Annotated in this window: 12 protein-coding genes; 6 read left to right on the top strand and 6 right to left on the bottom strand. The window is 67.6% G+C overall.

Going from position 1 to position 11,513, the window contains the following annotated elements:
* Positions 1-51: 51 nt before the first annotated feature.
* Positions 52-690: a haloacid dehalogenase type II gene (locus AC069I_RS28360; RefSeq protein WP_478266779.1), complete on the bottom strand. Its 639-nt coding sequence runs from the start codon at positions 688-690 to the stop codon at positions 52-54.
* A gap of 64 nt (positions 691-754) precedes the next feature.
* On the opposite strand from AC069I_RS28360, the gene AC069I_RS28355 reads away from it, so the two are divergent.
* A complete protein-coding gene (locus AC069I_RS28355) occupies positions 755-1,330 on the top strand; it encodes a CGNR zinc finger domain-containing protein (protein ID WP_478266778.1) in 576 nt (191 codons plus the stop codon).
* A 162-nt stretch (positions 1,331-1,492) separates the two neighbouring features.
* Positions 1,493-2,278 (top strand): dioxygenase family protein, encoded by a 786-nt coding sequence (locus AC069I_RS28350; RefSeq protein WP_478234386.1) that lies wholly within the window; start codon positions 1,493-1,495, stop codon positions 2,276-2,278.
* A 322-nt stretch (positions 2,279-2,600) separates the two neighbouring features.
* Here the strand turns inward: AC069I_RS28350 and AC069I_RS28345 are convergent, their stop codons facing one another.
* The gene (locus tag AC069I_RS28345; protein ID WP_478227090.1) at positions 2,601-3,320 is read right to left on the bottom strand and encodes a S1 family peptidase; all 720 of its coding nucleotides are present in this window, start codon (positions 3,318-3,320) and stop codon (positions 2,601-2,603) included.
* 279 nt (positions 3,321-3,599) lie between these two features.
* On the opposite strand from AC069I_RS28345, the gene AC069I_RS28340 reads away from it, so the two are divergent.
* On the top strand, positions 3,600-4,295 hold the full coding sequence (locus AC069I_RS28340; RefSeq protein ID WP_478227089.1) for a nitroreductase family protein: 696 nt from the start codon (positions 3,600-3,602) through the stop codon (positions 4,293-4,295).
* A 174-nt stretch (positions 4,296-4,469) separates the two neighbouring features.
* Entirely contained in the window at positions 4,470-5,858 is a 1,389-nt protein-coding gene (locus AC069I_RS28335) for a Gfo/Idh/MocA family protein (RefSeq protein ID WP_478227088.1), read from the top strand.
* Between the two features lie 245 nt (positions 5,859-6,103).
* Here the strand turns inward: AC069I_RS28335 and AC069I_RS28330 are convergent, their stop codons facing one another.
* Positions 6,104-6,886: an adenylate/guanylate cyclase domain-containing protein gene (locus AC069I_RS28330; protein WP_478227087.1), complete on the bottom strand. Its 783-nt coding sequence runs from the start codon at positions 6,884-6,886 to the stop codon at positions 6,104-6,106.
* Positions 6,887-7,114: 228 nt separating this feature from the next.
* Between AC069I_RS28330 and AC069I_RS28325 the strand changes: the two genes are divergently transcribed.
* Together AC069I_RS28325 and AC069I_RS28320 are read left to right on the top strand one after the other, a co-directional pair.
* Positions 7,115-7,711 carry a DUF6801 domain-containing protein gene (locus tag AC069I_RS28325; protein WP_478227086.1) on the top strand — a complete coding sequence of 199 codons (597 nt, stop codon included), beginning with the start codon at positions 7,115-7,117 and terminating at the stop codon, positions 7,709-7,711.
* 82 nt (positions 7,712-7,793) lie between these two features.
* Entirely contained in the window at positions 7,794-8,609 is an 816-nt protein-coding gene (locus AC069I_RS28320) for an MBL fold metallo-hydrolase (protein ID WP_478266777.1), read from the top strand.
* Here the strand turns inward: AC069I_RS28320 and AC069I_RS28315 are convergent.
* The 3 genes from AC069I_RS28315 to AC069I_RS28305 all read right to left on the bottom strand — a co-directional run bounded on the left by AC069I_RS28315 (position 8,602) and on the right by AC069I_RS28305 (position 11,492).
* Complete coding sequence (locus AC069I_RS28315; protein WP_478227084.1) at positions 8,602-9,915, bottom strand: MFS transporter; 1,314 nt, start codon at positions 9,913-9,915, stop codon at positions 8,602-8,604. The two genes, AC069I_RS28320 and AC069I_RS28315, sit on opposite strands and share 8 nt — an antisense overlap.
* A 21-nt stretch (positions 9,916-9,936) precedes the next feature.
* Entirely contained in the window at positions 9,937-10,782 is an 846-nt protein-coding gene (locus AC069I_RS28310; protein WP_478227083.1) for a DUF3592 domain-containing protein, read from the bottom strand.
* 182 nt (positions 10,783-10,964) lie between these two features.
* Complete coding sequence (locus AC069I_RS28305) at positions 10,965-11,492, bottom strand: DUF3592 domain-containing protein (protein WP_478227082.1); 528 nt, start codon at positions 11,490-11,492, stop codon at positions 10,965-10,967.
* Positions 11,493-11,513: the final 21 nt, after the last annotated feature.

The following is an 11,513-nucleotide window of genomic DNA, read 5'->3' as shown; positions in this document are numbered from 1 at the left end:
TGTCTCGGTGGGGACTGGGATGAACCTAGCGGGAGGCACCGACAGTTTTGATCACATCCGGCTTTTCGCGAGCTGATCGGCCAGATCGGCGAGGCCGTCTGCGTGGAAGTCGAAGCGATCCATGGCCTTCGGCGGGTCCCCGACGGGCCTGGCGACGTAGGCGGTCCGGAGACCGACGCTCTGTGCTCCCCTCAGGTCCCATGCGTGGGCGGCGACCATCAGCAGCCGCTCCGGCCTCGTCTTGCTCAGCTCGACGGCCAGCTCGTAGACGGCCGGGTCCGGTTTGTAGGTCCGCGCCTCCTCGGCGGAGAGCGCTTGATGCCACCGGAGACCCGCATGGGCGTTGATCCGAAGCAGGCTCGTCCGGCCGGCGTTGGAGAGACCGATCAGCGGGTATCGCTCCGCGAGGCGAGCCAGCCCTTCGACGGTGTCGGGCCAGGGCGGAAGCCTCGGCACCACGTCGGTCTTAGTGACCAACTGGGCCGCTTCGCGGTCGAGAACGTCGCTCGGGGCGAACGGCCGTTCCCCCGCGACGATGCGCCGCTGCTCGGTCTCGATGTGGCCCAGCCACTGGCCGACCAGGTCATCCGCATCGGTGCCCGGCGCCGCTTGCCGGACCGCCTCGCGGATCCCGGCCGGTTCGTCGACGAGCGTGCCGAGTATGTCGAACACCAGGGCGTCGATCTCCACGGACAACCTCCAGGTAAGGGTTAAACTAGCAGTTAACCGCGAAGATACGAGAGGTCGGTAAGGGATGCAAGTAGCGTTAGACGATTACGTCCGGGCGGCGGGCGTCGCTACCGACCTGGTCAACACCGCCCCGAAGGTCTGGCACGGCGAAGACAAGCTTTCCGACCTGGAGCCTCTCGCCGCCTTCGCCGAGCTTCACGCACTGCCTGAGCCCACCCGGCCTGGTGATCTGCGTGCCGTTCATCGGTTACGCGTCACGGTGCGGGATCTGATCGACCACCCGGATCAGGCACGCCTCATCACCGGAGCCACCGCGCTCACCTCTTCGATCGGTGACGTCACTCTTCTGACCGACAGCGCACGATGGGCCGTTTCGGCCCGGCCTGACGCGACGGTCGCGGACTCCCTGGCCCTGGTCTGCGGCGTCGGGATACTCGGCGTCGTCCGGTCTCTCGGCGTGGAACGGTTCCGCGCCTGCGGCGCACCTACTTGCGGAGGTGCGTTCATCGACACAACACGTCCGGGGCGGCGTCGCTATTGCATGCCGGGATTATGCGGGAATCGCGTCAACGTCGCGAACCACCGGGCACGCAAGCTTTCTCAAGATGGATTTCGAGGCGCCGTAGGCGAAATGCCGTAGCAGCGGTTCGAGAATTCGGCCCATCAAATAATACTGCTCGCTTCGAAGTATGATGCACGAGAGTGAACCGTCTCGACAGCGAGCGAATCATGGCGGACAATCGGATGCGCGCGGCACCCTGCGACAATCCATTGTTGCGCTCAGTTCCCTTACTCCCATCATTTGGCGAAAAGGAACCCCATGCATGACGATGATGAGCCAGTAGGCCGAGTTCTCGGCAGGCGGCAGGCGTTGATCCTTCTCGGCGCCGCCGGCGCGACACTCACGGTCGCCGGATCCGCCACCGCGAGCGCCACCACCTTCAACGCGGGCACACCCGAGGTCTGCACGCTGGATTGCGTGGTCAAACCAGAGCAGATGGAGGGCCCGTACTTCGTCGACGAACGACTCAACCGCTCCGACATCCGCAGTGAGCCCTCCACCGGGCAACTGGTTCCCGGCACCGCGCTGGTGATCAACTTCACCGTTCAGCAAATCCGTCAGCAGCAGTGCACGCCACTACCGGGAGCCATGGTCGACCTCTGGCAGTGCGACGCGTTCGGGCTGTACTCCGACATTCCGTCCCAGGGAAGTCGCGGCCGCCGTTTCCTGCGCGGTTACCAGAACACCGACCAATCGGGAGCGGCCCGGTTCACCACCATTCTGCCAGGCTGGTACACGGGACGCACGCTGCATATCCACATCAAAATACGCACCGTCGGAACCAACGGCAGGCCGTACGAGTTCACCTCGCAGCTTTATTTCACGCCCGAGTTCGGCGCGGCCTATCTGCGGACCGAACCGTACCGGCGGAAAGGTCCGGCCGACACGACCAACAGCCGGGACTCGATCTACCGCAACGGCGGTGCCCAGATGCTGCTGCGTCCACAACAGACCGGCAGCGGCTACACGGCGGACTTCGCGATCGGTCTCGACCTGTCGAACACCCAAGTCGGCCGTCCCGACTAGAGCAAGCACAGGGCCCTCCCCGGCAAGCGCCGGGGAGGGCCCTGTGCACGCCGAGGTTGAAGACGGGCGCGGCCCCTCAAAAGACCTGGCACCCCTCATGACCGTCCACAAGGGACACCGCTCGGAGAAGTACGCCCGTTTCGGATGGTTTGCCCGATTTCACCAGGGGGTCGTGAGTGGTAATGAGCGTTCTAACCCTCATTACCACTCACGACCCCACTCGGAACCGTACATTTGGACATCGATCGGGCACGCGGGGCATGGTCAGCTTACGTCAGCCAGTTCGGCCCCGTGCTGGACCACGCCACGTCCGCCATACCCCTCAGACGCCGGCGATCTGCTGGATCCAGGGCCGGTACCGCGTGATGTTCGTGTAGGCGGTGGTCGTCTGCCGGTCGCTCGTCGAGGCGACGCCGACCTGACGGCCGGAGGCGAACATCGGGCCACCCGAGTCCCCACCGGCGGTGATGCCGTCGCCGCGGCGCGCGCACACCGCGATGCCGCCGTTGTAGTCACGGCAGGACACCGACGTGACCGACACGTTGGCGACCTTCAGGTAGCGGGACTGGCAGTTGATCTCCGAGCCGCACTGGCTGGTCGCGCCCCAGCCGTAGACCTGGACAGTCTGCCCCACGGAGACGTTGGCGGTGGTGCCCAGCGGCGAGTACGTCGCGTTCACCGGCGCGGTGAGCCGCACGATCGCGAGGTCGGCGCTCGGGTGCCGGGTGACGGTGGAGCCGGTGGCCATGGTGCCGCCGCTCTGCTGGTCGAGGCTGCCGATCCGGAAGGTGAACGTACCGCTACTGGCCACGCAGTGCTTCGCGGTCAAGATGTACTGAGGCGCGATGATCGTCGAGGTACAGGTTTGCCTGCCGTTGGCGAAGAGCCTGGCCGCCCACGGGCCGCTCGACGCGTTCTGGCCGCCGATGATCATCGGCTGGACGTCGGAGGACGGTTCCGCGGCGGACGCCACGGGGGCGGTGACGCCGAGCAGCGCCGCGAAGGCGGTGCCGGCGATCAGGGCGAAGGAGCGCAGTCGCATGATTCCGACTCATTTCTGCGGCCCGGGTTCGGCCGCGCGATGGGGACGGGTGTGCTGATTCTGGTGCGCGGCAAGAGAAACCTGACACCGACGAAAGTCGTGCAGTGGATACCTATCTCTACGCCGCGACACCGCTGAGTGGCGCTCTAGGTAGCGGAACCGCCCGCCGGTTAGGACGACCGGCTTCCGTCCACTTGAGACAGATGGCGGCATAACTCCAGGGACATAACCCGGCTCCGGGGCTTCCCGAAAACCGGGTCCGCCGCCAGAATCGCCATCATGACCACAGCACAGTGGACCCCGACCTACGGCGACCCCTTCGAGCCGGTTCCCTACCGTCCGGCGCGCGTGCCCGCGGAAGAATCGCTGGCCACCGCCGCCGATCTGCGCCGCCGCATGGACACCCGCCGCACCGTGCGGATGTTCTCGACGGACCCCGTGCCCGAACAGGTGGTGGTGGACGCCATCGCGGTGGCGGCCACGGCGCCCAGCGGCGCGCATCAGCAGCCATGGACGTTCGTGCTCATCAAGGACGCCGAGACCAAACAGCGGATCCGTGAGGCCGCCGAAGAGGAAGAACGCGTTTCGTACGAGGGCAGGCTCGGCGAGGAGTGGCTGTCCGCCTTGCGCCCGCTGGGCACCGACGCCGTCAAAACCCATCTCACCGACGCCCCGTACCTCATCGTGGTCTTCCAGCAGCGCTATTTCCTCGACGAGGACGGCACCAAGCACAAGCACTACTACGTCGACGAGTCGGTGGGCATCGCGGTCGGCATGCTGCTCACGGCGTTGCATCTGTCGGGGCTGGCCGCCTTGACGCATACGCCGTCGCCGATGCGGTTCCTCGGCGAACTACTCGAGCGGCCACTGAACGAGAAGGCGTTCGCCGTCATCCCGGTCGGCTATCCAGCCGACGACTGCGTGGTGCCGAACCTGGTGCGCAAGTCGATCGACCAGGTGCTGATCCGTCGATGACCATCCGCGCGGCCCGGATGTGTACGCGCACCCGGGCTGCGCGAAACACCGGCAAACAAGCATCCAAATTGCGCAATAGTGCAGTTTACTGCACACTTTGGCACATCTCTTGACATATCCGGCGGCGATTGGACAAAGTCTGGGCACCGAAGGCGACACGAAGGAGTGTTCTTCATGGCCGACCTGCCCTCAGTCTCCCGGCGGACACTGTTCGGCGGCGCGCTCGCCGCCGGAGCGCTCGCCGCGATCCCGACGAGCGCGACCGCGGCGGAAGAGGCGGAAAGCGCACCCCGCCGTCCTGGTCAGCGCAGCATGATCGGGGTCCCGTTCGAGCGGCACCAGACCGTCCGGATCGCGCTGATCGGTCTCGGCAATCGCGGTATGTCCATGATCGGCGGGTGGAGCGCCGTCCCGGGCGCCGTGGTCACCGCGGTCTGCGACATCCGCGCCGAGCGCGCGAAGGCCGCCGCGGACAAACTCGCCGCCGGCGGGCGTCCTCGCCCGGCTGAGTACGGCGGATCCGCCGACGCCTACCAGAAGATGCTCTCCCGCGACGACATCGACCTCGTTTACATCGCCACCCCGTGGGAGTTCCACTACCCCCAGGGCAAGGCGGCGCTGCTGGCAGGCAAGCACGTCGGCGTCGAACTCCCCATCGCCACCGAGCTCGACCAGTTGTGGGACCTCGTCAACACCAGCGAGCAGACCCGCAAACACCTGTTCCTGGCCGAGAACTGCAGCTACGGCCGCAACGAGCTGGCCATCCTCAAGATGGCGCACGAAGGCGTCTTCGGCGAGGTCACCAACGGACACGGCGGCTATTTGCACGACCTGCGCGAACTGCTGTTCTCCGACACGTATTACACCGACGCGTGGCGCCGGAAGTGGCACACTCGCAGCACCGCGAGTTTCTACCCGATGCACGGCCTCGCGCCGATCGCCGCCTGCATGGACGTCAACCGCGGCGACCGGTTCGCCACATTGCGCGCCACGGCGACCGAGCCGAAGGGGCTCGCCGACTACCGGAAGCGCCACATGCCGCCGGGCCACCCGTCGTGGAAAGAGACCTATATCAACGGCGACCTGGTGACCTGCCTGATCGAGACCGAGCAGGGCCGGATCATCCGCGCCGAGCACGACGTCAGCTCGCCGCGTCCGTACAGCCGCATCAACAGCCTCGCCGGCAGCCGCGGCATCGTGGAGGACTACCCCGCCCGGATCTACGTCGAGCCCGACCACAGCGGCCACGCGTGGAAGGACTTCGGGCCGTACCGCGACCGTCACGACCACTGGCTGTGGAAGAAGCTCAAGGACGACCCGAACCTCGGCGGGCACGGCGGCATGGACTACGTGCTGCAGTGGCGGATCGTGCAGCAGATGCGCGCCGGGCTGGTGCCGGACATCGACGTCTACGACTCGGCGGCCTGGTGCTCCCCCGTGCCCTTGAGCGTGGTCTCCCTCGCTCGCGGCGGGAAACCGGTCGCGGTGCCGGACTTCACGCGCGGTGGCTGGACGAAACGCCGGGCGGGGCTGGACTCGCAGCCTTCGGAGATGCCCGGCTAGGACTCCGGCCCGTGAGCGGCAAAGCGAACGCGGCGAGTCCGTGAAGGCCTCCTTCCCTACATTCAGGGTAGGGAAGGAGGCCTTCACGGACTTTCCCGACTCCTGGCGTCCGATGAACGCGCCCACGGAGGTGGTCACGAGCGGCGATTCGGGTACACCTCCGCTGCGCGCATCCCGAAGACGGTGCCCGGTACTCATGCCGCGAAAGCCACCGTTGACCTACCCCTCGATAGCGTCCTCACCACTCACGAGGAGTAGCGAGGTACGACACGGTAGACACGGAGGTCCTTCGGGGTCCCCTTGGCGCGGAAACTCCGGCGCGGTCGCACGATCACCGCGCCGGGGTCCAGCTCGTCGACGACACTTCCGCTGGCCAGCACCTCGTCGCCGTCGGCGGCGGCCATGACGCGGGCGGCGATGTTCACGTCGACGCCGAGGTAGTCGTTACCGACCCGCCGCGGATTCCCTCGATGAAGCCCCGCGCGCAGGTGCGGGAGATAGCCCTCGGCCTTGATCACACTCACGGCGGAGCACGTCTCGTAAGCGGCGTTCACCGCCTCGCCCGGGTCGGCGAACACGGCCATCACGCCGTCGCCGAGGCCCTTCACGATGCTGCCGCGATGCCCGGTGACGACCGATTCGGTCACTTCGCCGACCGAACGCAGCAGCTCCAGCACGCGTTCGTCGCCCGCCTGCAACGCCCATGTCGAGAAGCCGACCAGATCGGTGAACAGCACCGTGATCCCGTCCGCGGACACCGGCGGCGCGCCGGACCGGCGGACGGCCTGCCAGGCCTGCACGGCGGCCAGCCCCAGCTCGCGGGTGGCGCTGGGCCGGTCCGCACCCGCCTCGGCGAGCAGCCGGGCGAGCCGGTCGGACGAGCGGCCCGTCGACGGCGCGAGCGGGTCACCCGGGACCAGCCTGCGGAGGAACCGCGCCCCGCGCACCAGTTCGCCGCGCTGATCCGTCGCGCGCAGGAACCTGCGGGTCCGGAGGTGCCACGGCTCGGGTCGTTCGGTCACGATCAAGACCCTAGCCCGCTCACCTCGCGTCCGTCGCACCTGTCACCGAGGTGACAAGAATGCGGATACCATTTCCCCTTTCCTCCCCCGCATGACAATTCACGAACTCGCCATTCCACATACACGTGACAAGATCGAAGCGCAAAGAAAACGCGAGAGATCTTTTCCTTTCCTCGTTGGTGACTTTCCACCTACATTCGCTTTCGAGCCCATTCAACGATGAAAGGACCTGACATGACGGAAACCCTCGTACGGAAGGGTGTTCGGCGGTTCTGCGCGGCCGGGATCGCGGCCGCCGTCGCCGGGACGGTCATGCTCGCCGCGGCGGGAACCGCTGCCGCCGTCGAAAAGAATCTCACGTACAAGGGCGGCTTCCCCATCATCGGCGACCAGAAGGTCGCGGTGGTCGTGAAGGCGGAAATCCCGGCGGCGGCGAAGGCCGGGGAGCCGGTTTCGGTGCCGTTCACCCTCGACGTCGACGCCGGTCAGGCCGCGGGCGACGGGCTCCGGCTCGTCGGTGCCAAGAAGCTCTCCGGCACGATCGGCTCGAAGGTGAACATCGCGCTCGGCGAGCAGAAGATCTCGATTCCCATCGAGCTGCCGATCCCGGACACCGAGGTACCCGCCGAAGGGCCGCTGAAGTTCACCGCGCAGGGCAAGGTCGACTTCACCATCCCCGCGGGCACCCCCGCCGGCGAGGCGACCAGCAGCGTGGACGCCGCGGCGACCTCGCATATCGTCACCGACAGCTCGCTCGGCGAGTTCGACGTCCAGCTCGCGCTCGACCCGCCCGACCAGGACGCCGTCCTCGGCAAGACGACCATCAGCTGAACCCCCGTCTTCCCCCGGCTCGGCGAGCCGGGGGAAGACGCGTCTTGACCTCCAGCGCACTGGAGGTCGCAAGCTGTCGATCATGTGGATCTGCGACAGGTGCGGTATCGAACATCCCGCCACTCCCGAGCCTCCCCGGTGCGTTCTCGACCGAGGCGAGGTCGGCATCGAGGAAGCCGGTGACCTCGGCGCGCACACCGGACGCTGGTGGACGCACGAGGAACTGATCTCCGTGCCGCACAAGACCTCGCACCGCGATCACGGACGTGGCCTGCACAGCATCAAACGGGAGCCGAACCTCGCGATCGGGCACTGGTCGTTCATCGCGGTGACCCCGGCGGGCACCCTGCTCTGGGATCCGCCGTCCTGGTTGGACACCGAGGTGCTCGACGTCGTGCGCGGGCTCGGCGACGTCGCCGTGATCGCCACCAGCCACCCGCACATGTTCGGCGCCCAGCTCGGCTGGAGCCGCGCGCTGGGCGGGGTTCCGGTGCTGGTCAACGAACGCAACCGCGAATGGCTGCCCGCCCCCGATCCGGCGTTCGAGTTCTGGGACGAGCGCGTGCAACCCCTGCCGGGCCTCGAACTCGTCCGGCTCGGCGGGCATATGCGCGGCAGCGCCGTGGCCAGGACGCCGGACGGCAGCATCCTGGCCGGGGACACGATCTCGGGCGGGCTCGCGCCGGACTGGGTTTCGTTCCAGCGCAACTTCCCCAAGCACATCCCGCTGTCGGGAGCCGTGGTCCGCCGCATCGTCGACCGGCTCGACGAGTTCTCCTACGACCGCCTCTACACCCTCGGTGGTGACACCATCGACCGGGATGCCCGCGCGGTGGTGCGCCGAAGCGCCGAAACCCATATCCGGTGGGTGAACGGCGACTTCGACCACTTCACTTGATCGCGCGTTTGTCCTTGCCGCGGAAGGTCAACGCGATGGCCCCCGCCATCGCCATGAAGAAGGCGACGGCCCACATCCCGGCGCGGAAGCTCCCGGTCAAACCCTGCAACCAGCCGGTGAGGTAGGGGCCGACGAAGCCCGACAGGTTACCGAAGGAGTTGATCAGGCCGATCCCGGCGGCGGCGCCGACTCCGGACAGGAAGGCGTTGGGCAGCTGCCAGAACACCGGGATCGCGGTGAACACGCCGACCGCGCAGAGGGTCACCGCGATCATCACCCACAGCGGCGAGCCGAGATACAGCGCGGCGGCGATCGCGACCGCGCCGACGAACGCGGCGATGGCGACGTGCCCCGCCCGTTCGCCGGTGCGGTCGGAATGCCGTGCCCACAACACCATGGCGACGGCGGCCACGGCGTACGGGATCGCCGTGATGAGCCCGATCTCCACGATGCTGTAGTTGGTCTGGAACTGCTCCTGGAAGCCCTTGATCACCTGCGGGAGGAAGAACGCGAGCACGTAGAGGCCGAAGATGATGCCGAAGTAGACGGCGCTCAGCGCGAGCACACGCGGATCGGTCAGCGCCGATCGGGTGCTCACCTCCTTGCCGACCTCACGGATGTCTTCCGCGTCGATCGCCGACTGCAACGCCGTGCGCTCGCCGGGGGTCAGCCACTTCGCGTCCTTCGGCTTGCTCGGCAGCAGGAAGAACACCGCCACCCCGAGCAGGATCGACGGCACCCCTTCGGCGAAGAACATGAACCGCCACCCGGCGTCGAAACCCAGGACGCCGTCGCCGTGCTTGATGAGCAGGGAGGAGACCGGGCTGCCGATGACCGACGAGAGCGGCACCGCGAGGAAGAACAGCGCGACGATCTTGGCCCGCTGCTTTCGCGGGAACCAGTAGGTCAGGTACAGGATGATGCCGGGGAAGAACCCGGCCTCGGCGATCCCGAGCAGTACCCGGACGATGTAGAAGCTGACCTCGCCCTGGATGAACGCGGTGGCCGAGGCGACGATGCCCCAGGTGATCATGATCCGCGCGATCCAGATCCGGGCGCCGACCTTGTGCAGGATGACGTTGCTGGGCACTTCGAAGAAGAAGTACCCGACGAAGAACAGGCCCGCGCCGAGCCCGTAGGCGGCCGAGCTGATGCCGAGGTCGGCGTTCATGGTGAGCGCCGCGAACCCGACGTTGACCCGGTCGAGATAGTTGAGCAGATAGAGCAGCCCGAGTAACGGGACCAGCCGGATCATCGCCTTGCGCACCGCTGGCGCGGTGGACACCTCTGCCGTCTGTTCGTCCATCCGCGCGAGTGTAGAGGGCGATCAGAACAGCGGAGGCAGGAACGCACCGAAGTTTCCGCCGGCGGCCCGATCGGCGGGATCCGGGTCCACTTGGACCGAGTCGGGGTTCCGCGGGTCGTAGGTGACCTTCACCGTCGAGCCGCGGGCAGGGGCCTGAAGCGGCGGGGTGATCATCGTCGTGACGACGGTCCGCTCGCCGTCGTCCGTGGGGAACCGGACCTGCACGGTGAACCTGGGATTCCCCATCACCCAGACGTTCGTGAACTCGACGCCGAGTACCTGGCCCATCACCTGACGGCCCGTTTGAGCCAGCGCCTGCGCGCGGTCGTCCGCCTCGGCCTTGGTGACGAACGCCCGTCCCAGCACCATGATCATGACCAGCGCGGTCACCCCGGCCACGGCCGGAACGAGGTACGGCTCGTAGTAGACGATCCAGTCCACCTCGGTCCACGGTTCGGACGGCAGCCGCTTCCCCACCGCCTCGGGCGGCGTCCAGGAAGGGATCGCGACGCCGCTGCCCAGCGCGATGCCGAGGGACGCGGCGAGGCTGCTCGCCCGGAAGCCGATGCCCATCCCGCGCAACGACATCCCGCCGCCCCACAGCATCGCGAACCCGAGCGACGAAGCCACCGTGATCGAGACGCTGAAGAACAGGACGAGCGAAACCGCCGGGCCCGCGTCGGGCCCCCACGCGTCGACGCGGTTCAGCGACATCAACCGGAAGCCGTCCAGCAGCCCGAGGGCGCCCGACCAGCCCGCCGCCGCCCAGGCGAGCGTCGTCGGCACGCCGAGCAGCCAGAGCCGCAGGCCGGGGCGGTGGGCCTGCCGGGGATCTCCCGGCAGGCCGAACTCGAAGGTCCCGAACATCGCCGCCGCCTAACTGTTGTGGGTGAACCCGCGACCGCGATCGACGTCGGCAGGGCGCGGTATGGCAAAAGGTCATGTCGAGCGAGCAAGGCGCCCTGCCACCGCGATAGCGGGGCCTTCGGCCGGGCGGGTTCACGCGTATGGTCACTTCTCCGGACCTCTCGCAGCTCCGCCTACCAGCGCTAAGAGATCGGCCCGAACACGGCGACCTTCGCCGGGTCGGCGGGGTCGACGCGGGCTTCGTGGCGGGTGCCCGGCGCGTACTGCTGGATCGTCGCCAGCGGCGCGATCAGCTGCGTCACCGTCCGGTAGGTGGTGCCGTCAGTGCGGGTGACTTCGAGCGTCGCGGTGTACTGCGCCTGCCCGGCGATCTTCCGGCCGGTCGGCTCCAGCTCGCGGACCACCAGGGTGGCGGGCTCGCAGGTGTCGTAGAGCCGCCGCAGTTCGGTGCCGTAGGCCTGAAGCTCCTGCTGCTGACGCAGTTGCTCGTCCATCGGCAGCGCCATGAACGCCGCCATGTCCGGGTCGGCGTTGAGGCTCCGGAACGCCTGCGCGGCCAGCTGCGGCGTCGGCAGCTGCGGGGTGATGTCGTGACCCTGCGCGGCGGCGGCCTGCCGGAACTGCTCCGCGTGACGCTGGAAGTCCTGCTCGCCCCGCGTCATGCCCTGCTGCGTCGCTTCGTTGATCTTGTCGCGGATCTTCTTGAACATCGGGTGCCGCCTTTCGCCGTG

It is taken from the genome of Amycolatopsis sp. NPDC043885 (genome assembly GCF_056435685.1).
This window is presented reverse-complemented; position numbering and strand designations above follow the sequence as displayed.